The sequence below is a fragment of the Mesorhizobium sp. WSM4814 genome (assembly GCF_055811595.1).
Window position 1 is genome coordinate 159,989 of record NZ_JBVVQT010000010.1, and the last position, 25,999, is coordinate 185,987.

27 protein-coding genes are annotated in these 25,999 nt (G+C 64.2%); 8 read left to right on the top strand and 19 right to left on the bottom strand.

The window, feature by feature from the left end:
- Positions 1-25 precede the first annotated feature (25 nt).
- The 10 genes from AC0L2V_RS17470 to AC0L2V_RS17515 form a co-directional block, all read right to left on the bottom strand.
- Complete coding sequence (locus AC0L2V_RS17470; RefSeq protein WP_473520689.1) at positions 26-346, bottom strand: ArsR/SmtB family transcription factor; 321 nt, start codon at positions 344-346, stop codon at positions 26-28.
- A gap of 77 nt (positions 347-423) precedes the next feature.
- Positions 424-1,152, bottom strand: a complete 729-nt coding sequence (arsH, locus tag AC0L2V_RS17475) for an arsenical resistance protein ArsH (protein WP_473520690.1) — start codon at positions 1,150-1,152, stop codon at positions 424-426.
- Complete coding sequence (gene arsC, locus AC0L2V_RS17480; RefSeq protein WP_473520691.1) at positions 1,145-1,567, bottom strand: arsenate reductase (glutaredoxin); 423 nt, start codon at positions 1,565-1,567, stop codon at positions 1,145-1,147. Before arsC ends, arsH begins: the two co-directional genes overlap by 8 nt.
- Positions 1,564-2,253: an aquaporin gene (locus tag AC0L2V_RS17485; protein ID WP_473520692.1), complete on the bottom strand. Its 690-nt coding sequence runs from the start codon at positions 2,251-2,253 to the stop codon at positions 1,564-1,566. The genes arsC and AC0L2V_RS17485 overlap by 4 nt, the downstream gene beginning before the upstream one ends.
- A 4-nt stretch (positions 2,254-2,257) precedes the next feature.
- Positions 2,258-2,764 carry an arsenate reductase ArsC gene (locus tag AC0L2V_RS17490; RefSeq protein ID WP_473520693.1) on the bottom strand — a complete coding sequence of 169 codons (507 nt, stop codon included), beginning with the start codon at positions 2,762-2,764 and terminating at the stop codon, positions 2,258-2,260.
- Between the two features lie 15 nt (positions 2,765-2,779).
- On the bottom strand, positions 2,780-3,112 hold the full coding sequence (locus AC0L2V_RS17495; protein ID WP_473520694.1) for an ArsR/SmtB family transcription factor: 333 nt from the start codon (positions 3,110-3,112) through the stop codon (positions 2,780-2,782).
- A 163-nt stretch (positions 3,113-3,275) separates the two neighbouring features.
- Positions 3,276-4,247 carry an energy transducer TonB gene (locus tag AC0L2V_RS17500; protein WP_473520695.1) on the bottom strand — a complete coding sequence of 324 codons (972 nt, stop codon included), beginning with the start codon at positions 4,245-4,247 and terminating at the stop codon, positions 3,276-3,278.
- Positions 4,247-4,705, bottom strand: coding sequence for a TonB system transport protein ExbD (gene exbD / locus AC0L2V_RS17505; protein ID WP_091592320.1), 459 nt, complete (start codon positions 4,703-4,705; stop codon positions 4,247-4,249). Before exbD ends, AC0L2V_RS17500 begins: the two co-directional genes overlap by 1 nt.
- A gap of 15 nt (positions 4,706-4,720) precedes the next feature.
- Positions 4,721-5,656 (bottom strand): tonB-system energizer ExbB, encoded by a 936-nt coding sequence (gene exbB, locus AC0L2V_RS17510; protein ID WP_473520696.1) that lies wholly within the window; start codon positions 5,654-5,656, stop codon positions 4,721-4,723.
- A gap of 28 nt (positions 5,657-5,684) precedes the next feature.
- Entirely contained in the window at positions 5,685-6,509 is an 825-nt protein-coding gene (locus AC0L2V_RS17515) for an ATP-binding cassette domain-containing protein (RefSeq protein ID WP_473520697.1), read from the bottom strand.
- Positions 6,510-6,708: 199 nt separating this feature from the next.
- On the opposite strand from AC0L2V_RS17515, the gene AC0L2V_RS17520 reads away from it, so the two are divergent.
- The 3 genes from AC0L2V_RS17520 to fhuB are packed head-to-tail and all read left to right on the top strand — an operon-like array spanning position 6,709 to position 11,775.
- On the top strand, positions 6,709-8,883 hold the full coding sequence (locus AC0L2V_RS17520) for a TonB-dependent siderophore receptor (protein ID WP_473520698.1): 2,175 nt from the start codon (positions 6,709-6,711) through the stop codon (positions 8,881-8,883).
- A 7-nt stretch (positions 8,884-8,890) separates the two neighbouring features.
- Complete coding sequence (locus tag AC0L2V_RS17525) at positions 8,891-9,772, top strand: ABC transporter substrate-binding protein (protein WP_473520699.1); 882 nt, start codon at positions 8,891-8,893, stop codon at positions 9,770-9,772.
- 5 nt (positions 9,773-9,777) lie between these two features.
- Complete coding sequence (fhuB, locus tag AC0L2V_RS17530; protein WP_473520700.1) at positions 9,778-11,775, top strand: Fe(3+)-hydroxamate ABC transporter permease FhuB; 1,998 nt, start codon at positions 9,778-9,780, stop codon at positions 11,773-11,775.
- Positions 11,776-11,827: 52 nt separating this feature from the next.
- Here fhuB and AC0L2V_RS17535 read toward each other — a convergent pair whose 3' ends face one another.
- The 3 genes from AC0L2V_RS17535 to AC0L2V_RS17545 all read right to left on the bottom strand — a co-directional run bounded on the left by AC0L2V_RS17535 (position 11,828) and on the right by AC0L2V_RS17545 (position 13,647).
- Positions 11,828-12,766, bottom strand: coding sequence for an LLM class flavin-dependent oxidoreductase (locus AC0L2V_RS17535; RefSeq protein WP_473520731.1), 939 nt, complete (start codon positions 12,764-12,766; stop codon positions 11,828-11,830).
- A gap of 131 nt (positions 12,767-12,897) precedes the next feature.
- Positions 12,898-13,053, bottom strand: a complete 156-nt coding sequence (locus AC0L2V_RS17540; protein WP_091592315.1) for a hypothetical protein — start codon at positions 13,051-13,053, stop codon at positions 12,898-12,900.
- A gap of 201 nt (positions 13,054-13,254) precedes the next feature.
- Complete coding sequence (locus tag AC0L2V_RS17545; RefSeq protein ID WP_023800517.1) at positions 13,255-13,647, bottom strand: hypothetical protein; 393 nt, start codon at positions 13,645-13,647, stop codon at positions 13,255-13,257.
- A gap of 269 nt (positions 13,648-13,916) precedes the next feature.
- Between AC0L2V_RS17545 and AC0L2V_RS17550 the strand changes: the two genes are divergently transcribed.
- Positions 13,917-16,067: a DUF294 nucleotidyltransferase-like domain-containing protein gene (locus AC0L2V_RS17550; RefSeq protein ID WP_473520701.1), complete on the top strand. Its 2,151-nt coding sequence runs from the start codon at positions 13,917-13,919 to the stop codon at positions 16,065-16,067.
- A 6-nt stretch (positions 16,068-16,073) separates the two neighbouring features.
- Here AC0L2V_RS17550 and AC0L2V_RS17555 read toward each other — a convergent pair whose 3' ends face one another.
- On the bottom strand, positions 16,074-16,706 hold the full coding sequence (locus AC0L2V_RS17555) for a hypothetical protein (RefSeq protein ID WP_473520702.1): 633 nt from the start codon (positions 16,704-16,706) through the stop codon (positions 16,074-16,076).
- 282 nt (positions 16,707-16,988) lie between these two features.
- Between AC0L2V_RS17555 and AC0L2V_RS17560 the strand changes: the two genes are divergently transcribed.
- The 4 genes from AC0L2V_RS17560 to AC0L2V_RS17575 all read left to right on the top strand — a co-directional run bounded on the left by AC0L2V_RS17560 (position 16,989) and on the right by AC0L2V_RS17575 (position 19,865).
- Positions 16,989-17,243, top strand: a complete 255-nt coding sequence (locus AC0L2V_RS17560) for a DUF4212 domain-containing protein (RefSeq protein WP_473520703.1) — start codon at positions 16,989-16,991, stop codon at positions 17,241-17,243.
- A 14-nt stretch (positions 17,244-17,257) separates the two neighbouring features.
- A complete protein-coding gene (locus tag AC0L2V_RS17565; RefSeq protein WP_473520704.1) occupies positions 17,258-19,123 on the top strand; it encodes a sodium:solute symporter family protein in 1,866 nt (621 codons plus the stop codon).
- A 108-nt stretch (positions 19,124-19,231) separates the two neighbouring features.
- Positions 19,232-19,540, top strand: a complete 309-nt coding sequence (locus AC0L2V_RS17570; protein ID WP_287241299.1) for a YggT family protein — start codon at positions 19,232-19,234, stop codon at positions 19,538-19,540.
- Positions 19,541-19,544: 4 nt separating this feature from the next.
- Complete coding sequence (locus AC0L2V_RS17575) at positions 19,545-19,865, top strand: hypothetical protein (protein WP_023800523.1); 321 nt, start codon at positions 19,545-19,547, stop codon at positions 19,863-19,865.
- Between the two features lie 20 nt (positions 19,866-19,885).
- Here the strand turns inward: AC0L2V_RS17575 and AC0L2V_RS17580 are convergent, their stop codons facing one another.
- From AC0L2V_RS17580 to AC0L2V_RS17600, 5 genes are all read right to left on the bottom strand, one after another.
- On the bottom strand, positions 19,886-20,830 hold the full coding sequence (locus AC0L2V_RS17580) for an ABC transporter permease (RefSeq protein WP_023800524.1): 945 nt from the start codon (positions 20,828-20,830) through the stop codon (positions 19,886-19,888).
- Positions 20,830-21,882, bottom strand: coding sequence for an ABC transporter permease (locus AC0L2V_RS17585; protein WP_023800525.1), 1,053 nt, complete (start codon positions 21,880-21,882; stop codon positions 20,830-20,832). The genes AC0L2V_RS17580 and AC0L2V_RS17585 overlap by 1 nt, the downstream gene beginning before the upstream one ends.
- Complete coding sequence (locus AC0L2V_RS17590; RefSeq protein ID WP_473520705.1) at positions 21,882-23,393, bottom strand: ABC transporter ATP-binding protein; 1,512 nt, start codon at positions 23,391-23,393, stop codon at positions 21,882-21,884. The genes AC0L2V_RS17585 and AC0L2V_RS17590 overlap by 1 nt, the downstream gene beginning before the upstream one ends.
- 112 nt (positions 23,394-23,505) lie before the next feature.
- Positions 23,506-24,537 carry a BMP family protein gene (locus AC0L2V_RS17595; RefSeq protein ID WP_473517136.1) on the bottom strand — a complete coding sequence of 344 codons (1,032 nt, stop codon included), beginning with the start codon at positions 24,535-24,537 and terminating at the stop codon, positions 23,506-23,508.
- Positions 24,538-24,700: 163 nt separating this feature from the next.
- Complete coding sequence (locus tag AC0L2V_RS17600; RefSeq protein WP_473520706.1) at positions 24,701-25,999, bottom strand: NAD(P)/FAD-dependent oxidoreductase; 1,299 nt, start codon at positions 25,997-25,999, stop codon at positions 24,701-24,703.

A 25,999-nucleotide genomic window follows, 5' to 3' on the forward strand; every position in this document is an offset into this window, starting at 1 on the left:
TATGGAAATACTAGTCAAAAATGAGTTACGCAACCGCCTCGCCGACAGCCGGGCCGCATGCGGCATCGGCACAACATTCGTCGGCAAGAAAGCCAAGGAGATCGTTCATCACAGGGTAATTGGCCCGGCAGATCAGCGTCGTTGCCTGGCGTTCCTGGGTGACCAGGCCGGTCAGGATGAGCCGGTGGAGATGATGCGACAGCGTCGACGCAGCGATGCCGAGGGCCTCTTGGAGATAACCGACCGGTCGTCCTGTTTCGCCTGCCCGCACCAGCGTGCGATAAAGCTTCAGCCGCGTCGGATTGCCGAGCGCTTCAAGCTGTTTTGCTGCTTGTTCGAGTTTCATGGAAATAAGTTAGCGCTGAGACAGCGCCGCGTCAATACCTATTTCGAAAATTATCGAATTAGCAACCACACCCGCTCTCAAATCGACCGCTGATTGACCCGCTCGGCAACCGCTTCGGCGCTTTCGACACGCTCTGAATAACGGTCCGTGAGATAGGCGGACCGATCGCGCAAGAGCAGCGTGAACTTCATCAGCTCCTCCATCACGTCGACGATCCTGTTATAGTACGGCGACGGCTTCATGCGGCCGGCCTCGTCGAACTCGTTGAAAGCCTTGGCTACCGACGACTGGTTGGGGATGGTGATCATCCGCATCCAGCGGCCGAGGAGACGAAGCTGGTTGACGGCGTTGAAACTCTGCGAGCCGCCAGACACCTGCATCACCGCCAGCGTGCGGCCCTGCGTCGTCCTGACGCCGCCGGCCGAGAGCGGCAGCCAGTCGATCTGCGCCTTCATCACTCCCGTCATCGAGCCATGCCGCTCCGGCGAGCACCAGACCTGCGCTTCCGACCAGATCGACAGGTCTCGCAGCTCCTGGACTTTGGCGTGGTCGGCCGAGGTCGAATCCGGCAGCGGCAGGCCGGCGGGATTGTAGATGCGCACCTCGGCGCCCAGGCGGCGCAAAATGCGAGCTGCCTCCTCCGTCGCAAGCCGCGAATAGGAGCGCTCGCGCAGCGAGCCGTAGAGCATCAGCACGCGAGGTTTGTGGATCGACCGCGGCACGTCGAGCAGCGCCTGCAGGTCGATCGGCCGGAACTGGTCTTCGTCGACGTTCGGAAGCGAGTCTTCGGGCACTAGGTCAGGCAACGCGCTTGCCCTGCGCATCGATGACGACTTCGCCGTCTTCCTTGGCGAACGGCCCGATCTCAGGATTGGGCAGGATGTCGAGAACCGCTTGGGACGGCCGAGCAAGCATGGTGCCAAGCGGCGTCACCACGATCGGCCGGTTGATCAGGATCGGATGCGCCAGCATGAACTCGACGATCTCGTCATCGGTCCATTTGGGATCGGCGAGATTGAGCTCGGCATACGGCGTGCCCTTCTCGCGCAGCAATTGGCGCGGCGTCATCCCCATCGCCGCGATCAGCTCGACCAGCCGTTCACGCGGCGGCGGATTTTTCAGATACTCGATCACCTCAGGCTCTTCGCCGGACTGCCGGATGATCGCCAGCGTGTTGCGCGAGGTGCCGCAGTCGGGGTTGTGGTAGATGGTGATGGTCATTTCGCGGCTCTCATCTGTCTGATTGGCTTGGGTTCAGCGAGCAGCCATCCTGCCAACGCCATCGCAAGCAGCGCGCCCAGCAGCTCGGCGACAATAAACCCCGGCAGATCTATCGGCCGGATGCCCGCGAAGGTGTTGGAAACCGCCCGGGCAATGGCGACTGCCGGATTGGCAAACGAGGTCGAGGCCGTGAACCAATAGGCCGCGGTGATGTAGAGGCCGACCAGCCAGGGGATGGCATCCGAACGGAAGCGAAGACCGGCGAGAATGGTGAAGACCAGGCCGAAGGCGGCCACCAGTTCCGCAATCCATTGTCCGTTTCCGGTCCGCACGGTTTGCGAGATCTGGAGAATTGGCAGTTCGAACATGGCGTGCGCCAGCAGCGTTCCGGCGACGCCACCGGCAATCTGGGCGATCACATAGGCCAGTGCAGCGTTCGCTTCGATTTCCCGCCTGAGGGCAAAAACCAGCGTCACCGCCGGATTGAAATGCGCCCCGGAAATCGGTCCGAGTATGGTGATCAGCACCACCAAAATCGCTCCAGTCGGCAGCGTGTTGCCGAGCAGGGAGAGACCCACATCGTCCGTCAGACGATCCGCCATGATGCCGGAGCCGACGACCGTCGCGACCAGCATTGCCGTGCCGAGCGCTTCCGCGACGATGCGGCGGGACAGGTCAGCCGCCATGATGTCAGCCGACCTTCGGCAGATCGCGGCCGATTTCATCGAGCCGTTTCTGCAGGGCGAGCTTGTCGATCGTGTTCATCGGCAGGCTGACGAAGATCGAGATCCGGTTGTTGAGCATGCGATAGGCTTCGGCAAAGGCCAGATGCTTTTCGGCGTCGGTGCCGTCCACGGCGGCCGGGTCGGGCTCGCCCCAATGCGCGGTCATCGGCTGTCCCGGCCAGACCGGGCAGGCTTCATTGGCCGCGTTGTCGCAGACGGTGAAAACGAAATTCATCTCGGGCGCGCCAGGAGCCGCAAATTCCTGCCAGTCTTTCGAGCGGGCGAAGGACGTGTCGTGGTTGAGGGTTTTCAAAAGCTGGAGCGCGTAGGGATGGACCTCTCCCTTCGGGCGCGATCCGGCCGAATAGGCCCTGAACTTGCCGGCGCCGACACGGTTGAGGATCGCTTCGGCAAGGATCGACCGTGCCGAATTGCCGGTGCACAGGAAAAGCACGTTGTATGGGTCATTCATGGGTGGTCCTCCCTTCTAGCAGTTGCAAGTTACGGCCTGAATGACCGGCTGGCAGAGCTCCGGCGCGCCGTTGCAGCAATCCTCCATGAGATAGGCAAGCAGATCGCGAAAGCCGGTCATGTCGGCGACGTAGCGGATCGTCCGGCCGTCGCGCTCGGCGCGGACCAGGCCGGCATGGTCGAGGACCTTCAGATGCGCCGACATGGTGTTCTGCACCGCACCGAGGCGCGCGGCGATCTCGCCGGCTGGCACACCGTTCGCGCCCGCCCGCACCAGCAGGCGAAACACTTCGAGCCTGGTGTCCTGACCAAGCGCTGCCAATGCGAGAAGAGCGGTGTTCTTATCCATGTATCCTAGAATCCGGAATTATCGATGTATATGGCGGGTATGTGACAACCAGATGACAATTGGCACTCGAAAATCATCGCCGAATGCACAGTACAATAGCGCGCAATCTGCAAACACGACGTAGAAATTGGAAAGCGGCAAATGGCTCTCGGCCGGCGGCGAATCACCGCAGGTCGAACCTCAACGGCACATTGACACGCGAGCTAACGCCTTCTGGCGGCGCCGGCACTGTAGCGCCCTGCAGCAGGTCGAGTACACCGCGGTCGAGATCAGGGTCGCCGGACGAACCGGTGATGCGAACGGACGTCACTCGGCCGGAGCCGGCCACCATGAAGGAGACGGTCACAGTTCCTTCCGAACGGCGGGCTTTCGCGGCCTTCGGATAGCGCTTGTGCCGATTGAGCCACCTTGTCAGTTGCGAGTTCCACTTCTTGGCGTCCCCGCGTCTCGCAGCCGTTGCCTTGGTCGATTTCGGGGCGGCCGCCCTGGCTGCGGATGTCGCAGCGACACTGGCCGTCGTCCGCGGCGGTGCGGCCATTTCCTTTTTCGGACGCTTTTTGGCTTCTTTGACAGGCTTCTTCGCCTTGACCTCAGCCGGCTCCTTTACCTCAGTCTTTGCCTGTTTCTTTGGCTTGGCCTCGACGGGTTTGTCGACCGGTTTCGGCTGCGGCAGCGGAACGACCACTTCCGGCGTGACGGCTTCGGCAATTTCGGGCACGACCTCCTCGAGCGGCGGCTGGTCGACCCGTTCGGCCACTGTCGGCGGGGTCGGCTCGACCGTGTCGGCCGGAGCGGCCTCCGACGGCTCGGTGACCGGCTCGGCCTGCTCGACGGGCGGTTCGGGCGGAGGCTCCGTTTCGGCAATCTCGGGCTCCTCGGCCGGGTCCGGCTGATCGGGCGCTATCTCATCCGATATCGGCGCCGGCTCGGCCGGCGTGAGCGCCATTGGCGACAACTCGATCACCTGCGCCTGCGGCGGCCCGCCATCGGGCTCGGCCGGGCGCCAGCTCTGCATCGCATAGCCGACCGCGGCATGCGCCATCAGGACCAGCGCAGCCGCGCCCGCCCACCAGGCGATCTCGCGCGCGCCGAAACGCCGCTGATCGGCCATCGGCAGGGCGGCCGCCGGCGACATTATTGGCCGGTTCCGACTTGCGGCGCCGCGGCATCGCTGGGCGCGGTCTCGAGGCCAACCAGCGCGATCTTCAGATAGCCGGCGCCGCGCAAAAGGTTCATCACCTCCATCAGCTCGCCGTAGCCGACCGCCTTGTCGGCGCGCAGGAAGATGCGCGTCTGCCTGTCGCCTTTTGTCCTGCCGACCAGCGCGGCGGCGAAGGCTGCGCGCGGCACGCTGTCGTTGCCGATCGCCAGGCTGAGATCGTTCTTCAGCGTCAGGAACAGCGGCGTCTCCGGTCGAGGCGCAGGCGTTGCGGTCGAGCCCGGCAGGTCGACATTGACATCCACGGTCGCCAGCGGCGCCGCGACCATGAAGATGATCAGCAGAACCAGGATCACGTCGATGAACGGCGTGACGTTGATCTCGTGATTTTCCTCGAGATCGCCGTCAATGTTCTCTCGAATTCTAGCCGCCATGGCGTCGCTCCGTGTTCATTCCGCGGCCATCTGCTTTGCCGGCGCGACCGTGCGGAAATCCAGATCCCGGCTGACCAGCCGCTCGACCCCTGCCGACGCATCGGCAAGGATCTGCCTGTAGCCGGCTATCGATCGCGCGAAGACGTTGTAGATGACCACCGCCGGGATCGCCGCGACAAGGCCCATCGACGTGGCCAGCAAGGCTTCCGCAATGCCCGGGGCAACGACGGCGAGGTTGGTGGTCTGCGCCTGCGAGATGCCGATGAAGGCGTTCATGATGCCCCAGACGGTGCCGAACAGGCCGACGAAGGGCGCGGTCGAGCCGATTGTCGCCAGCACGCCGGTGCCGCGCGACATGCGCCGCGCCGCCGCCGCCTCGATGCGCGACAGGCGCGAGGTGACCCGTTCCTTCAGCCCGTCGCCGGACACATGGTCGAGCGAACCGGCCGAAAGCGCAGTCTCTTCCTCGGCTGCCCGCACCAGCAGGGCGCCAGGACCGTTATTGTGGCCAAGCGCGCGCCCGGCCTGGTTCAACGTCGCGGCATTGCCGATCGCTTGTGCCGCGCGGCGGGCGCGCAGCTTGCCGCCAAGGATCTCCAGCGATTTGGCCAGCCATATCGTCCAGGTGACGAAGGACGCAAAAGCCAACCCGATCATCACCGCTTTCACGACGATGTCGGCCGCCATGAACATGCCCCATGGCGACAGGTCACGCGGCAGGGTCAGGGAGATTGCCGTCGAAGGGCCAGTCTCGGTAGGCGTTGTCTCGATAGGTGTTGTCACGCCGGGCTGCGTCGCCGGTGGCGCGGCGGCGTCTGGCGCAGCCTGCCCAGGCACTGGAGCCGGCGCCTCGATCGCCGGGGCCGCGCCCGGTTGCTCCTGGGCGACTGCGCCGCCAGCCGACAGGATGGCGGATGCGAGCAACGCCGCGAACAAACCATGTCTGGACAAGGGCTTCTTCCTTATTCTCACAGTGGCCTCATTGCACATAGCCGATGGGCTGGCCGGTGACGGGGTGCGCAAACACGCCCATCTCGACACCGAAAATTCCTTTGAGCACGTCGCCCTGCATGATCTGGTCCGGCGTGCCGCGCGTCAGCAGCCTGCCGTCCTTCAGCGCGATCAATTCGTCGCAGTAGCGCGCCGCCATGTTGGGATCGTGCAGCACGACGACGACGCACAGGTCGCGCTTGCGGCTGAGGTCCCTGACCAGCCCCAGCACCTCGACCTGATGGGCGATGTCGAGCGCCGAGATCGGCTCGTCGAGCAGCATGACGCCGGCATTCTGCGCCACCAGCATGGCCAGCCATGCGCGCTGGCGCTCGCCGCCGGACAATTCGTCGACCAGCCGGTCGGTGAAGTCAGCCATGTCGGTCAAAACTAGCGCCTCATCGACATGGCGCCTGTCCTCATGCCCGAAACGGCCGAGCGCGCCGTGCCAGGGATAGCGGCCGAGCGTCGCCAGTTCGCGCACCGTCAGGCCGGTCGCCGCCGGCATCGTCTGCGGCAGATAGGCGAGCGCGCGCGCCAGTTCACGCGCGCGCCACTGCACCAGCGGCCGCTGCGCGAAGGTTATGCCGCCCGAGCTTGCCGGCTGCTGGCGCGCCAGGAGCTTGATCAGCGTCGACTTGCCCGAGCCGTTGTGCCCGATCAGCCCATAGACGCGCGAGCGTTGCAACTCGAGTGTAACCGGACCGAGCAGCGTCCGCTCGCCGACAGCGAACCGCACGGCTTCGACATGAAAGGCAGTCTGGGCATGAATTCCTGCCACGGTCTCGGCCTTCCTCCAGCTTTGCGCGCGCATTTCGAAATCCGGTTTTCGGCAATCCGGTTTGCGGGCGCCGATGTCCGGTTGACTATGAAACATGAGTTTACTAGTCAACAATGAAGATGACTTTTTGAGTCAACAAAATGTCGTGACGCGCCGGATTTGCGTCGAAACACGAAATGTGGAGCGCGCCGAGATGGTCGTTGGTTCAGGTCGCGGAAGAACTCAAAGCGAAGTGACTGCGCGCCGAAACCTGCTGGTCGCGGCGATGTCGCTGCCGGTGCTGCTTGGCGGCGGTCACGCCGTCGCGCAGGAGGCGACCACCACTCTCGACCCGATCAATATTCAGGAACGCGTCGAAAGCGCCTTTGGGACGGTCGACGGCTATGTCGCCACCCAGGGCTCCACCGCTACCAAGACCGAAACACCGCTGATCGAGACGCCGCAGTCGATATCGGTCATCACCAAAGACCAGATGGAAGCGCAGGCGGTGGACAGCCTGAACAGTGCGCTGCGTTATACGCCAGGCGCAACCGGCAATCTCTACGGCACCGACAATCGTGGCCACGGCTTGCAGATGCGCGGCATTTCGAACTCCAGCGGCGTCTTCTACAAGGACGGGCTGCAACTCAAGGAAAGCAATTTCACGCTGTTCACGGCGCTCGATTCCTACGGTGCCGAACGCTACGAAATCCTGCGCGGGCCGGCATCGGTTCTCTACGGCCAGGCAAGTCCTGGCGGCATCATCAACTATGTCAGCAAGCGCCCGACCGAGGAGAACCTCCGCGAGGTCGAGTTCGGCGCCGGAAGCTTCGACCGCTATGAAGGAAAGTTCGACTTCAGCGGGGCTGTCAACGCCGACAAGTCGCTGCTGTTCCGCCTCACCGGTGCCGCCCACACCGGCGATACGCAGACTGATTTCGTCGAGGACGAACGCATCTTCATCGCGCCGGCGCTGACCTGGCAGCCCGATGCCGATACCAGCCTGACCATCCTCGCCAACTATCAGCGCGACCGGTCCGGCTGGGCGATGCAGTATCTGCCGGCATACGGCACGATCAGGCCGGGCAGGGACGGAAAATACCTGCCGAACAGCATGTTCGTCGGCGAACCGGGCTTCGACACCTACGACAACGACCAGGCGTCGATCGGTTACGAGTTGGATCACCGCTTCAACGAGACGTGGCAGGTTCGCCAGCATGCCCGCTACGTCTATCTGAAGCACTATGAGGAAGGCGTCTTCGGCGGCGGGCTTCTGAATGATGAGGGCGACTATTCCCGCTATGCCGATGCCGGCGGCAGCAAGCTCAGCGGCGTGACCATCGACAACCAGGCGCAGGCCGATTTCGACACCGGGCCGCTCGCCCACACGCTGCTTCTCGGCTTCGACTATAAGCGCTACACCTACCGCGACTATGCCGCCACCAACGATATGACCGACGATGATTTCAACATATTCGACCCGGCCTATGGCTACCCGGTCGGCGAAATGACGCCCTATACCGACACCGACACCACCCAATCGCAGGTCGGCCTCTACGCGCAGGACCAGATCAAGCTGGGCAACTGGCGACTGACGCTGGGCGGCCGCCAGGACTGGGCCGACGCGAAAGTCCACGACAATCTGGCCGGCGCTTTCGGTCCCCGCCAGAAGGACGACGCCTTCACCAGCCGCGCTGGTCTGCTTTATCTCGCCGACAATGGCCTTGCCCCTTATGTCAGCTATTCCGAATCGTTCCAGCCGGTGTCCGGCCCCGACAGCAACGGCAATCCGCTCGTGCCCGAAACCGGCAAGCAGTACGAGGTCGGGCTGAAGTACCAGCCGGTCGGCTGGAACGCCTTCGTCACCGTTTCGGCGTTCGACCTGGCCCGGCAGAATGTCGTGCGCAATGGCGGTGTTGGCGCGCCCAACGACATCTTCCAGACCGGCGAGATCAGGTCGCGCGGCATCGAGCTGGAAGCTGTTGCCAGCCTCGATTCAGGCTTCGATTTCCGGGCGGCCTATACATATCTCGACACCGAGATCACCAAGGCCACCTCGATCACCGTCGATGACGATAGTGGCGAGACAATCAGCGATGAGGGCAACACCCCATTCGGCGTGCCGGAGCATGCGGCCTCGCTGTGGGCGAATTACACCGTCGGCAGCGGCAAATTGGAAGGCTTCGGGCTCGGCGCCGGCATCCGCTATGTCGGCTCGACTTTCGGCGACGACGCCAACACTTTCAAAGTGCCGGCAGTCACGCTTGTCGATGCCGCACTCCACTACGAATGGAGGAACGCCGAGCTGAACCTCAATGTCAGCAATCTGTTCGACAAGCGCTATGTCGCCTCCTGCTACGCGGAAAGCTTCGGCTGCTTTTATGGCGAGGGTCGCCGGATCAACGGCTCGGTGAAGTACACATGGTGACCCGCGCGTGCAGGCCCGGACCCAATTGGCGCCACTGACGCGGCGCCGGTGCCTGGCCGGCCTGGCCGCGACGAGCCTAGGCGTGCGCGGCGACCCGGCGCATGCCGCTCCGCCGCCGCGCGTCGCCTGCCTCGAATGGACCTCGGCCGAGATGGTCATCTCGCTCGGGATCGGCCCGGTGGCGGTCGCCGACTCAAAAGGTTACCGCGACTGGGTCGCGGGACCGGCTCTTCCTGCCGGCTGCCTCGATCTCGGCTCGCGCGGCGAGCCCAATCTCGAACTGCTCCTGGAACTCAGGCCCGATCTTATCACCGGCGCCTATGGCTATGGGCTGGACGAAGCTCCGTTCAGGCGGATCGCGCCGCTGCATACGGTGCCCTTCTACGATGGCACCGAAGCGCCTTATCGCCAGGCCGAGAATGAGACGCTGAAACTTGGCTCACAGCTCGGCCGCGAGGCTGAGGCTCTGCGCCTTGTCCAGGAAACGGCGGCGGCAATTTCCCAGATCAGGGCACAGTTTTCAGGGCGGGCAGACCAGCCGCTCGCGGTGGTCAGCATGTTCGACGATCGTCACGTCCGCGTCTACGGCAAGGGCAGTCTGTTCCAGGACGTGCTCGACCGGTTGAGCCTCACCAACGCCTGGACGGCGCCGACCGATAGCTGGGGCTTTTCCATGCTGGGCATCGAAGAACTGGTTGCGATCGGCGAGGCCCGCGTGATTTCGCTCGATCCGATCCCGCCGCATGTGAAGATCAGGATCGACCAGAGCAGCCTCTGGGCCAACCTTCCCTGCGTCAAGGCCGGCAACGTCAGGACAATCCCGCCGGTATGGCCGTTCGGCGGGCTAGCCGCCGCTACCCGTTTTGCGACGTTTTTGGCCCGGGCATGACCATCATGCAGTCCACAGCCGGCCATCGTGCTCGTTTCAAGGCAGGGATGCTCGTCGCCCTCGTCGGCATGCCGGCGGTGCTCGCCGCCTATCTCACCGCTGCCGGGCTTTTGCGCCTGTTGCCCGCCGACATGTGGTGGCAGTCGCTCGGGGCGACCGACTTTGCCGATCCGCGGCAGCTGCTTTACCGGCATGCGTTTCTGCCGCGTTTGGCGATCAGTCTGCTGGCCGGCGCGGCGCTCGGCCTGACCGGCACGCTGCTCCAGCAGCTGCTGCGCAATCCGCTCGCCGAGCCGACGACCATCGGCACCAATGCCGGCGCCACCGTCGCCCTGACGATCGCCACGCTCTACGCGCCGTGGATGCTGGAGCAAGGTCGCGAATGGGTGGCGCTCGCCGGCGGCGCCCTGTCGACGCTGGCGGTTTTGGCTCTGGCCCGGGGCCGGAGTTTTTCGCCGGTCGCGATCATCATTTCCGGCCTGGTGGTCAGCCTCACATGCAGTTCGGCGAGCGCCCTGCTGATGGCGGCCAACCGCGAATATTCCGAGGAACTCTTCATCTGGCAGAGCGGTTCGCTAATCCAGAACGGCGATGCCGTGGTGCTCGGGTTCGCGCCATGGCTGGCGATGGCCGGCATTGCTGCCTTCCTTCTGCTCCGGCCACTGCGGCTTCTCGACCTCAGCGACGAGGGAGCCGAAAGCCTCGGCACGAAACCCGTGGTGACACGGCTGGCCGGGATGACCGTCGCCGTCGCGCTGAGCAGCATGGTGGTCGCAGCCGTTGGCGTCATCAGCTTCGTGGCGCTTGCGGCGCCGGCGCTGGTCAGGCTCGCCGGCGCACGGACCCTGCGCCAGCGCATGATCTGGGCGCCGCTTGCGGGCGCCATGCTGTTGTGGCTGACCGACCGGCTGGTGCAGGTCCTGCCGTTTACCTCCGAAATCCCGGCAGGCGTGGCGACTGCTTTCCTCGGTGCGCCGCTGCTGTTTCTTCTCCTGCCGAAATTGCGCACCAGCCCGGATCGGGACGGCACCATGCTGGCTTCCGTGCGCAGGCGCAGCGGGTGGGCCTATCTGCTGCTGGGGCTCGTCGCGATGGCGCTTCTTCTCTGCGCCGCGCTTGTTGTCGGGCGAGGCGCGACCGGCTGGCACGTGGCCTCGGCCGCCGAACTTGCCGACCTGCTGCCGCTCAGAGCGCCTCGCATCGTCGTCGCGGTTTGCGCTGGTATGATGCTGGGCGTGGTCGGCACGCTGATGCAGCGGATGACCGGCAATCCGATGGCGGCGCCCGAGGTGCTGGGTATCTCAGGAGGCGCCTCGCTAGGCATCCTGCTGCTCTTCGTCGCGACTTCTGATGTCAACCGTCCGGCGATGATCGCGGCCGGTCTCGTCGGGGCGCTGGTCAGCCTGGCGATGGTTTCGCCGGCCGGCCGCCAGCAGCCTCTCGCGCCTGATCGGTTGCTGCTTTCCGGGGTCGCCGTGGCGACGATGGCGTCGGCATTCTCGGCGGTGATGCTCGCCAGCGGCGATCCTCGGCTCGATACGCTGATCGGCTGGCTGTCCGGCTCCACCTACCGGGCCACCGCCGCCGATGCCACAATCGCCGCCGTGGCGGCGACTGCTCTGCTCGCCATCGTGCCCCTCACCAGCCGCTGGCTGGAAATCCTGCCGCTTGGAGAAGCCGCCTCGCGCGGGCTCGGGCTTGGCCTGTTTCGCGTGCGGGTCGTGCTCCTGGTGCTTATCTCGGTGCCGACGACAATAGCCACGCTGGTCATCGGGCCGCTTAGTTTCGTCGGATTGATGGCGCCGCACCTGGCCCGCATGCTCGGCTTTCGACGCGCCTTGCCGCAGCTTTTCGCATCGGCGATGCTTGGCGGCATGATGCTTGTTTCGGCCGACTGGGCCGGCCGGATGCTGATTTTCCCGTGGCAGATTCCTGCGGGTTTGCTAGCTGCCCTGGTTGGCGGGCCTTACTTCATGGTGCTGATGTGGAAAGGCCGGCAATGAGCGGCCCCGCCACGCGCTTCGGGTTGGCGACCACCAAGCGTATAGCACGCGCTCAGCCGGCGCGTGCTTCGCGGATCACGCGAGGCGCAAACGCCCCGGGCGGTGGAGCCTCGCGGCGCGCCAGAGTGTTGCGCAGCAGCGCGATCGTTTCACGGCCAGCCATTGCGATCTCGCGTGGCCTGTCGACGCCGACGATCATGAATTCCTCGATTCCCAGGGCAGCATAAGGAAGCAGGGAAAGCGCGACTTGTGCCGGCGGTCCGGCAATTTCGACCGCCTTCTGGCAGGCGGCGTTGCCGGCCGAACGGATCCGGACGGGAAGCGCGAAGCGCAGCTTGCCGGCCCGGCCGTGTTCGGCGGCGGCATTGCGCACCCGCTCCATCAGTTGCCGGATCTCGTCGAGCGAACCCGGCGTCAGCTCGTAGACATCGGCATGCCGCCCGGCGACCCTGAGCGCCGTTCCGGACCGTCCCCCCATGCGGATGCTCACGCCGGCGCTACGCGGCCCCTTGCGCGGCACATAGCCGCCGCTGACGCTGTAGAAGGCGCCTTCATGGTCGAACGGCCTGTCGTTCGACCACAACCGTTTCAGCAGCACCAGATATTCATCGATGCGCTGCCAGACAACCGTATGACCGACCGGGCGTGTTTCGGCATCGTCGTCGTTCAGCGGCTCGCTGAGCATCCTGAGCGACAGCCGACCGCCGCTTTTCGCGTCGAGGGCCGCCAATTGCCGTGCCGCCACCGTCGGGTCGATTACACCAGCCCAATGCGTGAGAACGATCTCGAGCGAAGAAGTGCGGTCCAGCGCCCGGGCGGCAATATCCATATTGGTCAGCAGCCCGGCCGGATCGTCGACGACGATTTTCTGGAAACCGATGTCCTCGATCAGCGACAGCTTTGTCGCGGTTTCCGCGAAATCGTAGAAAAACGGCGCGGTTGGGTCGGCCGGGTGAGTTTTACCGGGAACATGCGTGAACTCGAACGGCATTGCCATCTCCTCCATCACGTTGGGGTCAAGCGCGCGAAAGCGCACCGGGACTCGGTTCATTCAACTCCGATATCGCGAAACGGCAGACAGCTATCCCTTTAGTCAGGCCCGATGACTCGCGGGCTCCATAGTCAGGGAACAAAACCTAGAACGACCGCCCCGGTGAACACGAACGCAAGGGCAAAGACGAGATAGGCAAAGGCGCCCGCATAGGCCGGCCGCCAAGTCTGCTCGGAACCGAGCCTTTGGCCTTTGCGGGCAGTGTGGGCGTTCTGGAAATAGGACATATCGACCTCCGTCTCGGCCGTTAATCTATTAAATTAGTAGACTTTGTCGAGTGCTATTTTCCAGCGATCCTTAGAATGTTTTTCTCCAACCTGAGGACAATTTGGATTGTTTGCTGCTTACCGCGGCACTTTCCGAGGCCGATCGGCCCGATGGCAAAACGCCCGGTCGTGCGGGCGGGCAGGGATGGGCGGAGCGGCCGCCTAGTTGGCGGGCGGCCTGTAAGCTTCCAGGCCGAACAGCATCAGCACGAGCGACACAAGGAAGAACCCGACCGCGACGCCGAGTGCGATCCGGGCGTAGAGTCTGTAAACGTCGCCCATGATGGTGCCGAACACCCGTCGTGCCGAGGCATCGGCTGGGCGCGATTTCTCATCGAGGTAGAGCCAGACTTCGGTGTGCTTGGGATTTTTGAAGGCTGCGGTCGTGGCTTTCCACATCAGCGCCAGAACCATGGTCAGCGTGAGGAACGCGCCGGAGCGAAATGCAGACACCGGGTTGAAGGAGAATCCGACCATGACACAGCCAATGGCAAGCGAGCCGAACATGACGGCGCGCCCGATGCACCCCACAGCAACCCGCCTGATCTCATCCATCGGCGCCCTCGGCAGCAAGCTCGCCGACAATGTGCGAGCGCTGCGACCGTATCAAATCACTTTAAGGCGAATGTGCCGCCTGGACGTGCAGGCGCGCAACTCCCCGGCGCAACATTGCGAACGCCATAGCCTGACTTCGGCCATCGACGCGGCCCGCCGGCGCGCTCTATGTTGCATGGCAAGCCGGATCGAACCTTTTCGCACCGACAGGTGCTGTCTCGGACAGGCGTTGTCTGGGCAAAACATCCGGCAGAGGAAGGCTATCGGCTATGCCGAAGGAGACGGAATTGAAGCCGCCGAGCGGCGCGACACCGCTGATAGCAATTGCGGCTGCCGCCGTCGACACCGAAACAACCGGGCCCGACGCCACCAGGGCGCGCGTGGTCCAGATTGGCGCGATCGGCATCGCGCATGGCAAGGTCGTCCGGGAAACTCAGCTCGATCTCCTCATCGATCCCGGTGAAGCAATCCCGTCCGAGGCTTCGCTCGTCCACGGCATCACCGATGCCGATGTTGACCGAGCCGGCAGTTTCCCGGATGCATGGGCACAATTCCAGGAGTTCGTCGGCGACCGCATCCTCGTCGGCCATTCGATCGGCTTCGACCTGGCGGTATTGGAGCGCGAATGCCGACGCGCCCGCTTGCCCTGGAAAAAGCCTCGGGCGCTGTGCGTCCGGCTTCTTGCAACCATAGCAAATCCCAATCTGGCAGACCATTCGCTGGAAACGATCGCCGGATGGCTTCGCCTGGAGATAACCGGCCGGCATTCGGCTCTGGGCGATGCGTTTGCGGCCGGAGACATCTTTGCCGCGTTGATTCCGGAGTTGCGCAAGCGCAACATCCGAACACTTGGAGAGGCCGAGGTTGCCTGCCTTGCCCTTTCGGACGCTCTCGAAGCCGGCCATCGCGCCGGCTGGGCCGAGCCGGTGTCGCGACCCCAGGCTCCCGCGTTTCAGCCGGTTGATCCCTATGCCTATCGCCATCGCGTCGGCAGCCTCATGAGCAGCCCGCCAGTCGTGGTGAAGTCGACCAAACCGACAAGGCAGGTCATCGACCTCATGGTCAAGCGCAAGATCAGCTCGGTCCTCGTGTCCGAGCGTGGAACGCCGGATCAAGCGATCGAGGCGTATGGCATCGTTACCGAGCGTGACCTGCTGCGCCGCATGTCGTCCGACGCCGAGCAGGCTTTTGACATGCCGGTCGGAAACATCGCAGCGCGACCGCTGATAAGCATCCGCGCCGCCGCCTTCGCTTACCGGGCGATCGGCCGCATGGATCGGCTGAAAGTCCGCCACCTCGCCGTCCGCGATGACGGTGGCATGCTGGTCGGCGTGCTTTCGGCGCGCGACCTGTTGAGGCTCCGCGCCGCCGCTGCCATCGATCTCGACGACACCATCGAACATGCCAGGGATGCCGCCGAACTGGCGGCCAGTTGGTCGATGCTGCCGGGCGTGGTACGTTCGCTCCTCGGCGAAGCAATCGACCCGCGCGTGGTGGCGGAAATCATCAGCGACGAACTTTGCTCGCTTACCCGCCGCGCCGCCGTGCTTGCCGAACAGCAGATGCAGATCGAAGGCCACGGCCCGCCGCCCTGCGCCTACGCCGTGCTCGTGCTCGGCTCAGGCGGCCGTGGCGAAAGCCTGATGGCCCCCGACCAGGACAACGCAATCGTCTTTGCAGATGGCGAGCCGGATGGGCCCGAAGATCGCTGGTTCAAGAATCTCGGGGTCAGGCTCGCCGACATGCTCGACATCTCAGGCGTGCCGTATTGCAAAGGCGGGGTAATGGCCTCGAATGCCGCATTCCGCGGTAGCCTCTCCAGCTGGAAGGGGCGCGTCGAGGATTGGGTTCGCCGCCTGCGGCCTGAGGACCTGCTCAACGTCGATATCGTCTACGACCTGCGACCGGTGCATGGTGACACGACGCTGGCCGCGCAGTTCCTCGAATATGCGTATGACCGCGCCCACGCCGAGCCGGTGTTCGCGAAGCTGCTCGGCGAGCAGATGACGACCGGCAGTCCCTTCACTGTCTTTGGCGGCTTTCAGCTTGAAAATGGCCGGCTGGACATCAAGAAGCATGGCCTTTTTCCAATCGTCGCGACCGCACGCACGCTTGCAATTCGCCACGGCATCCGCGAGCGAAACACGCGTGCCCGGCTCGAGCGACTGATCGCCCTGGATATTGGCGGCGGGCCCGACATGAAGGCGATGCTAGCCGGCCACGCCATGCTGGTCGGCTTGCTGCTCGCTCAGCAGACGCGTGACATCTACTCCGGTATACCGGTATCCAACCGCGTCGAGATCAATGCGCTGGCGCGCGAGCAGCAGGCACAGCTCAAGAGCCTCATCAAGCGGCTTCAGTCGGCACCCGACCTGGTGCGGGACCTGATGTTCGCATCGCCGGCGACGCTCGGACAGTAAACAAACTCAGCTGCGCGCGGCGCCAAGCAGTTCATCGACAAGGGCGCTGCGGTCGGCCTGCACCAGGAAATCCTCATGCGCGCGCAGAAGATTCATTCTCAGGAAGTTGAAGATATAGTCGTAGTCGTTGGTCAGCAGATTGGGGTGGATCGGTATCATCTCGAAAACCGTTCGCGCCAGCGGCTCGGGGATCTCGCGCACCGGGCGCGGCGGGCCGATCTGGGTGGCGGCGAGACGCTGATGTGTAAGCTCGGCGGCGTCCTCCCAGAAAGTGGCGGGCGAGCCCGCCGGAACGGCATATTTGGAGAAGCTTGCCAGGGCGACTTTTTCCAGCGCCGCTGGCAGGCCTCGCTGGCGCAAGCCGGCGGGTTCGCGCAGCGCACCCTCCACCATTTCCGCCATCATGGCGTAACACGCAGGGTAGGCGCGCCAGCGTGAATGGTTGAGCGCCGCCTGGAACTCCTTCTCGCTGAACAGCTTCTGCCAGTAGACTCCTGCCCTGACGCGGCAGAACTCGACGATGCTTTTCTGGGCCAGGAAGGCGGCGCGAGAATCCATGAAGTCAGCCAGTTCGCCGACGCTGACGATCGGCTGCGGCTTGCGCAGGAACTCGGGCAACAAATTGTTCAGCAGGCCCACGGCGCTCTCCCTTCGGTCTTGTTTCCAACCGATGTTGACCGTTTAGCCTCCGCGACGCCGCACCGCCAGCCCTCTTACCGATTCAAGTCCTCTCACCGATTCTAAAGTCGTATGAACAGGCGCGACAAGAAGTGATACTCATACAAAGTTACGGTCGGCTGATTCTATACCTGGCCGCGACCTATGCCGGAGGGCTTCCGCGTCAGCGGAAGAGGCAAGCTTTAAACGGCGCCTTGCGGTCGAGACGGTTCGCAAGCTGCCAACCAAGGGAGGGTTCAAGCTATGGCGACGCCAGACCGCGTAAGTTATTGGAACAAGACCAAGAGCCTCATGTTTACCATGCTCGGCCTGTGGGTGTTCTTCGGTTACGTCATCCACATGTTCGTGGAGCAACTCAACAGCATCGTCATTTTTGGTTTTCCGCTCGGCTTCTACATGGCCGCTCAGGGTTCGCTCATCGCCTTCGTCGTCATGCTGTTCTGGTTCGCACGGCGCCAGAACGCGATCGACGAAGAGCATGGCGTCCATGAAGATTGATCGGGGGAACGTCAATGGCTAACACGACATCTACCACCGCAGGCGGAGGCGACTTCACCTCCAATCTCGGCCGCATCTACGGCATCTACACCGGCGGCTTCATAGCCTTCATCATCCTGATGGCCATCTTGAGCGCCATGGGCGTCGAAAATGTTGTCATCGGCTACCTGTTCATGGGCTTTACCATCGTCATCTACGCGGTGATCGGCATCCTGAGCCGCACCATGCACGTCGGCGAATATTACGTCGCCGGGCGCCGCGTACCGGCGCTCTACAACGGCATGGCGACCGGCGCCGACTGGATGTCAGCGGCCTCCTTCATCGGCATGGCCGGCTCACTCTATCTGCTCGGCTATGACGGCCTCGGTTTCGTGCTCGGCTGGACCGGCGGCTACGTGCTCGTGGCCATCCTCGTTGCGCCCTATCTGCGCAAGTTCGGCGCCTACACGGTTCCCGACTTCCTGTCGGCGCGCTACGGCGGCAATCTTGCCCGCTTCATCGGCGTGATCGTTCTGTTCTCCTGCTCGTTCACCTATGTCGTCGCGCAGATTTTCGGCACCGGGCTGATCTCGGCCCGCTTCCTTGGCATCGACTTCAACGTCGCGGTCTATGTCGGACTGGCCGGCATCCTGGTGTGCTCCATGTTGGGCGGCATGCGCGCCGTCACCTGGACGCAGGTCGCCCAGTACATCGTGCTCATCATCGCGTATCTCATCCCTGTCATCTGGATGTCGACGGTGAAAACCGGCGTGCCGATCCCACAATTGATGCAAGGCCAGGCGCTGGCGAACATCACCGCGCTTGAGACGGCGCAGGGCATCACCGTGCATCACATCACCCCATTCGTGCATGGCGGCTACGATGCCAAGAACTACTTCCTGCTCATCCTCTGCCTGATGGTCGGAACGGCGTCATTGCCGCATGTCCTGATGCGCTACTTCACCACCCCGTCGGTGCGTGAAGCGCGTGTCTCGGTCGCCTGGTCGCTGCTGTTCATCTTCATCCTCTACTTCACCGCGCCTGCCTATGCGGCGTTCGCCAAGTGGACGATGCTCGACCTGGTGGCGTCGGGTCTGACGCCCGAGAACATCACCGAGAAAGCCGGATGGATGATGCGCTGGGCCGCTGCCGACAATACGCTCGTGCAGATCTGCGGCAAGGCGGCGACAGACTCCGCGGCGATCGTCGCGGCCTGCGCCGAAAAGGGCGTGACGGCACTTTCGTTTGCCGACATCAACCTCAACGCCGACATGATCGTGCTGGCGACGCCGGAAATGGCCGGCATGCCTTACGTCATCTCGGGCCTCGTCGCCGCCGGCGGTCTTGCCGCCGCGCTGTCGACGGCGGACGGCCTGCTGCTAGCCATCGCCAACGCGCTCAGCCACGACATCTACTACAGGATGATCGACCAGAATGCGCCTACGTCGCGGCGCCTGATCGTGTCCCGCATCTTGCTGGTTATGGTCGCCGTGCTGGCCGCCTACGTCGCGTCGACCAAGCCGTCGGACATCCTGTCGATGGTGTCGTGGGCGTTTTCGCTTGCCGCCGGCGGGCTGTTCCCGGCGCTGGTGCTCGGCGTCTGGTGGAAGCGCGCCAACTCGGCCGGTGCGGTTGCCGGCATGATCGCGGGCTTCGGCATCACCATCTTCTACCTTGTCATGACCCAGTACGGCGCCGACTTCGACAAGGCGACGCCGAATATGGAACTGTGGTGGGGCGTGAAGAACATTTCGTCGGCGGCCTTCGGACTGCCGGTTGGCTTCGCCGTGATGATCATCGTCAGCCTTCTCACCAGGGCGCCGTCCCGGGACATGCAGGATTTCATCGAGGAAATCCGCGTGCCGCGCGGCAAGCAGATGATGGAAGAAAAGACCGCCTGATCGCGCATAGCGATCGGCGCTCAAGGCGGGGTCCGGTGACGGACCCCGCTTTCATTTCGGGGGCGTCGCTGGCATAACGCGGCGCCGCCGCTGCTTGGAAACTCCCCCATGAACGATTTCTGGTCCTATTGGTATTTCCACATCCCGAATTTCGTCCTTGCCGCGGTGATGTACACGCTGATCGGTCGCCTCGTGCTCGGTTTCTTCGTGCCCGAAAGCTGGGACAACTACATCTGGCGCTTCTTCAAGAGTGTCACGGACCCGTTCCTGCGGGCCGTGCGGAGCATTACGCCGTCGATCCTGACCCAGCCGGTGGTGATCGTCTTCAGCGTGCTCTGGCTTATGGCCTTGCGCGTGTTCTACCTCGTCTTTCTGATCAATTTCGGCATTGCGCCGATGGCTTCGCAGGGGGGTTGAGGCAATGGACAAAAACGCTCTTGTCCCGGTCATGGCGGTCGCCATCGTCAACGGCATCTTTTCGCCGTGGGTGCTGATGGTGTTCCTGTTCTATCCGATCTGGTATCCGGGCTGGGCGCCTCCCCTGAGCCAGATCGTCTACATGGCAAGTGCGCTGATCCTGTCGACGATGACCATCATGCTCGCCGGCGTGCCGGCCGCGCTCTATGAGCGCTGGTCGGCGCGCCCCAGGAGCATCGTCGTCGCGTCGATCTGGCTTGCCGGCACGGTTTTGCTGACGCTGCCGGCGCTGCCGAATGTGATGCGGGCGCTAAGCAGTGGCTGAGAATTCCCATCCCCGGCCTGTCAGCGTTCTTCGCGGCGGAACGGCTTGAGCAGCGCCGAAGGCGCGACGGCGTTGCGTGACATCACCGCCATGGCGACGATGGTGAAGATGAAGGGCAGCATCAGGAACGCCTCATAAGGGATATGGCCGAGCCCGCTCGCCTGCATGCGCAGTTGCAGGGCATCGACGAAGGCGAACAGCAGGGCGGCCCCTGCCGAACGCCAGGGATCCCAGCGGCCGAAGACGACGAGCGCGATCGCCACCCAGCCACGCCCGGAGACGAGGCCGAAGGTGAAGGCATTGAACTGCACCATCGACAGGAAAGCCCCGGCCAGCCCCATCAGGGCACCGCCAAGGATCACCGCCTGGAAGCGCGTGGCGATGACGCCGACGCCGGCCGAATCGGCGGCGCGCGGATTTTCGCCGACCATGCGCACCGACAGGCCCCACGGCGTCCGATAGAGCACGAAGGCGGCAAGGGGAACGGCTGCCATCGCCATGTAGACCAGCGAAAACTGGTTGAACACCGCTGGTCCGAGCACCGGGATGTCGGAGAGAACAGGGATCGGCAGCGTTTCGAAACTCTTGATGCTGGGCGGCACCGATTGCTGGCCGAAGATAAGCCGGTAAAGGAAATAGGCGAGGCCCGACGAGAACAGCGTCACGCCGATGCCGCAGACATGCTGGCTGAGGCCGAGAGCCACCGTGAACAGCGCATGCACGGCACCCATCAGCGCACCGGTCAGCACCGCCGCAAGCACGCCGAGCCACAGGCTGCCGCTGAGGCTGGTCGCGGTGAAGCCGGTCATCGCCGACAACAGCATGATGCCTTCGATGCCGAGATTGAGCACGCCGGCCCGCTCCGAAAACATCTCGCCCAGCGTCGCGAAAGCCAAAGGCGTGGCGATGCGGATGATCGCGGCGAGGAAGCCGACCTGAAAAATCTGTTCGAGCACGACGCTCATCATGCGGCTCCGACGCGGCGGATGCGATAGGCCGTGAACAGCAGCGCCACCAGCATGGCGAGCAGCGCGGTGCCCTGGATGACGTCGCTGAGGAAGGCCGGAACGCCGGTGGCCCGCGACATCGCCTCGGCGCCGGTCATGACGGCGGCGAGGAACAGCGCCGCCGGCATCACGCCAAGCGGGTTGAGCCTCGCCAGCATGGCGACGACGATGCCGGAATAGCCATAGCCCGGCGAGATGTCGCTCATCACCTGGAAGTGGACGCCGCCGACTTCGCTGACGCCGGCAAGGCCGGCGAGCGCCCCGGACAGCAGCGCCGTCGAGATCAGCACCCGCTCGACATGGATGCCGCCATAGCGCGCGGCCTCGGGATTTTCGCCGATCACCCTGATCCTGAAGCCGAGCGTCGTGCGCGCAATCAGGAACCAGATGACCGGTGCGGCCACGAAAGCCGCCACGACGCCGAGATGCAGCCGCGTGCCTTCGAGCAGCACCGGGAAATTCGCCGAATCCTCGATCGGCGGCGAGATCGGGTAGCCGCTGAAGCTGTCTTTCCAAGGGCCTTCAATCAGTGCCATCAACGCGTAGAAGATGACCGAGTTGAGCAGCAGTGAACTAACGACATCATCGACTTTGAATTTCACCCGCAGCGTCGCCGGGATCAGGGCGACCGCAGCACCTGCGGCGGCGCCGGCGAGCGCCATCAGCAGCATGGCGAGCGGCCCCGGCATCGGAATGGCGCCGACGGCACAGCTCGCCACCGCACCGGCAAGCAACTGCCCCTCGGCGCCGATATTCCAGAATTTGGCGCGGAAGGCGACCGCCACGGCAAGCCCGGTGAAGATCATCGGTGTTGCACGCACGAGCGTTTCGGTGATCGCGTAGCTGTCGCCCAGCGACGCCGCGAACATCACGCCATAGGCCTCGATCACCCCGGCGCCGGCCAGCGCGATGAGGCCGCTGCACAGCACCAATGTCGCGCCGATGGCCAGCAGCGGCAGAGCCAGGTTGAACCAGGCGGGCGTTGAGGTGCGGGCTTCGAGGCGGAACATCAACCATGGCCCTCCGCCCCGGTCATCATCAGGCCGAGCCGCGCGATGGTGGCGTCGGCGCTGGCCAGCGTGCCGGCAATGCGCCCCTCATACATCACCGCGATGCGGTCGCAGAGCATCAGCAGCTCTTCGAGGTCTTCGCCGATGACGACGATGCCGCAGCCCCTGGCACGCATGTCGAGGAACTTTTCGTGGATGAAGCGCGCCGCACCAATGTCGAGGCCGCGCGTCGGCTGCGACACGATCAGCACCTTGGGGTCGAAGGCGAGCTCACGCGCCAGCAGCGCCTTTTGCAGATTGCCGCCGGACAGCGCTCCGGCCCGCGTCATCGGCCCGGGGCAGCGTATGTCATACGCCTTGATCTGCGCCTCGGCGAAGGCGCGGATCGCATCCGGCCTGAGCAGTCCGTTGCGGCTGAACGCCGCCATGCCGATACGCGGCAGCACCATCGAATCGGCGAGCGGCAGATTGGTGACCAGTCCCGTCGTCATCCGGTCTTCCGGGATGCGCCCGAGACCGAGCGCCTGCACCTCGCGCGGCGAGAACCGCGAGACAGCTTTGCCGGCTATCGTCATCCGCCCGGCATCGGGGGCGCGAACGCCGGAGATCACCTCGGCAAGCGCCCGCTGGCCGTTGCCCGAGACACCGGCAATGCCGAGGATCTCGCCGGCGCGCACCGAAAGCGAGACATTGCGCAGCGCCATGCCGGAATGGCGCGACGTCGAGATGCCGTCCAGGGTCAGCACCGCGGCACCCGGTGTCGACTGTCCCCTGGCCGGCGGAACGATCTCGTGGCCGCACATCAGCCGCGCCATCTCCGAGGATGTCGTGCTGGCAGGTGCATCGACGCGCCCGGTTACGCGGCCGTGCCGCAGCACGACGCAGCGATGGGTCAACGCCCTGACCTCGTTGAGCTTGTGCGAGATGAAGATGATGCCGAGACCCTGGGCCGTCATCGATCGCAGCGCCGAAAACAGCCCGTCGACCTCTGTCGGCGCCAGCACCGCCGTCGGTTCGTCGAGGATCAGCAGCCTTGCACCGCGAAACAGCGCCTTGACGATTTCGAGCCGCTGCTGCTCGCCGATCGACAGCGCCGAGACGGGACGATCCGGATCGAGCGTGAGGCCATGCTGGCGGCCGATATCCGCCAGTCGCGCCAGCCCGCCGGCGCGGTCGATCCGGCCCGATTTGCCGGGAATGCCGATCAGCAGGTTTTCCAGCACCGAAAGCCGCGGCGCCAGGTGAAAATGCTGGTGCACCATGCCGATGCCGGCGGCGAGCGCATCGGCCGAGCTGTTGATCGTCACCGGCCGGCCCTGAACCAGGATCTCGCCGGCGTCGGACGCATAGGCGCCGAACAGCACGTTCATCAGCGTCGTCTTGCCGGCGCCGTTTTCACCGAGCAGCCCGAGAATCTCGCCCGGCGCGACGCTGAGATCGACGGCCTCGTTCGCCATGACGGCGCCGAAGCTCTTGGAGATGCCGCGCATTTCGATGAGAGGGGCGGGCAAAGGCGAGGGTGCTCCTGAATTGGCTTATGATTTGAGGGATGCGCTGCACCCCCCCTCTGGCCTGCCGGCAGGTCAGAGGGGGGGTGCAGCGCCAACCCCAAAAAAACTGCGCTCAATCCGAAACCGGCGTGTTCTCGTCGACGACGACACGGAAATTGCCGTCGAGGATTTCGGCCTTTTTCTTCTCGACCAGCTCCTTGACGTCGGCGGGCAGCGTCTTGTCGAATTTGTGATAGGGCGCCAGAAAGGAGCCGCCCTTGGCCATGCGCGAGAAATCGCCGTAATCCTGCGCGGTGAAGACGCCGGCCTTGACCAGTTTGATCGCATGCTCGACCGTCGGATACATATCCCAGACCGGGCCGGTGATCACCGTGTCCGGGCCGAGGTTGGACTGGTCGGACATGTTGGAGATGGCGAGGATCTTCCTCTCGACCGCCGCTTCGATGACGCCGAAACGTTCGGCATAGATCACGTCGACGCCGGCGTCGATCTGGGCGATAGCCGCTTCCTTGGCCTTTGGCGGGTCGAAGAAGGAGCCGATGAAAGCGACCTTTCTCTTGATGTCAGGATTGACCTCGCGGGCGCCGGCAAAGAAGGCATTGACCAGCCGGTTCACTTCCGGAATGCCCATCGCCGCGACGGCGCCGATCGTGCCTGATTTCGACATCTTTCCGGCGATCAGGCCGGAGAGATAGGCGGGCTCGTGGATCCAGTTGTCGAAGACAGCGAAATTCGGCTCGGCCGGCCCGGCGCCGGAGCCGAACAGGAAGGCGACCTTCGGAAATTGCTTGGCGGTGCGGCGGGATTCGCGTTCGGCAGCGAACGCGTCGCCCAGCACCAGCTCATAGCCGCCTTGCGCATATTCGCGCATCACACGGCTGAAATCGGCCGTCTGCACCTTCTCCGACCATTTGTACTCGATGCCGAGTTCCTTCTCGGCCCTCTGCAGGGCGACATGGATCTGGTGGACCCATGGCTCCTCGGTCGGCGTGGCGAAGATCGCCGCCACCTTCAGCTTCTTGTCCTGCGCCAAGGCACTGCCCGGCAGCATGGCTGCCGCCAGGCCGAGCGCGCCGAGTTCCAGCAAATTGCGTCGCGAAAGTCCTTCGCGTTTCGACTGGATTTTGCTCTTCCCGTTTTCCATTGCATGCCCCTCTGATTGGCGCCGTGTCGAGCCGGCTGTTTCTTTGGATATCAGGCGAGGGAACTATGGAACGGCGTCCGACCTTTGTCCACATGGTCAAATTTGTCGCGAAGCTGCGTTGCCGCCCTCCGTCGCAAGACCACGGCGGCAGTGGACCGCTTGCTCAATGCTTGATGCGGTCGCGCATGGCGTACCAGAGCATGCCGAGGACATAGAGCGGGCCGCGCAGTGCGGTACCGGGAAACGGCATTGGCCTCAGCGTCGAAAACAGATCGAGCCGCGACGCATCGCCGGTGATCGCCTCGGCAAGCAGCTTTCCCGACAGCGTCGACAGGATCACGCCCTTGCCTGAATAGCCATGCGCAAAATAGACCTCGCCATAGTGGCCGACATCCGGCAGGCGCGATGTCGTCACCGAGACCAGCCCGCCCCAGGCATGCTCGATGCGGCGGCCGCGCAATTGCGGAAAGGTCTTTTCCATATGCGGCCGCACGAAGCCGGCAATGTCGGCGGGCGGCGACGGCGTGTAGCGCTCGCCACCGCCGAACAGCAGGCGGCCGTCGGCCGACAGCCGGTAGTAGTTGACGACGAAGCGTGTGTCGGAAACGGCGGCATTGCTTGGGATGACGTCGCTGGAGTCGTCAAGCGGCTCGGTGGCGATGATGTAGTTGCCGACCGGCATGATGCGGCTGTTGACGCGTGGTTCGAGCCCCTGAAGCAGGGCGTCGCCGGCCAACACGACATGCCGGGCCCGGACCGTGCCCTTGGCCGTGGAAACCCGGATGGAAGGTTCCCGCTCCAGCCGCAGCGCCACCGAATTCTCGTGGATGGTAACGCCTGCCGCTGCCGTGGCGCGGGCAAGACCCAGCGTGTAGTTCAGCGGATGCATATGGCCGCCGAGCTTCTCGTACATGGCGCCGTGATAGGGCGTGTTCACCATTTCACGCGCCTGCGCTGCAGACAGCATCTCGACGTCATGAAAGTTCATCACGACGGCAAGGCACTCGGCCTCTTCCTCGAGGTCGCGGAGGTCGGAGCCGTTTATCGCACCGGCCAGATGGCCGGTGAGCCGGAGGTCGCAATCGATGGCATGGCGCTCGATCAGGTCGAGCACCAGCCCGCGCGCCTCAAGGGCGAGAGCGAAAAGCGCCCGCGCCCGTTCGGGCCCATAAAGCTTGACCAGGCCCTTGGCGCCCTTGCGCAGGCCGGGGATGATCTGGCCGCCATTGCGCCCCGACGCCCCCCAGCCGATCTTGCCGCCTTCGAGGAGAACCACCTTCAGCCCGCGCTCGGCGGCATGAAGGGCTGCGGACAGGCCGGTGCAGCCGCCGCCGACCACCACCAGATCGGCGTCGACGTCGCCCTGCAGCGCCGAATGATCCGGGGCAGGATTGGCGGTCGCGACATAGTAGGATCTGCCGATGTCCAGGCCGGAATTGAAGCCCCCAGAATCCAAGCTCAT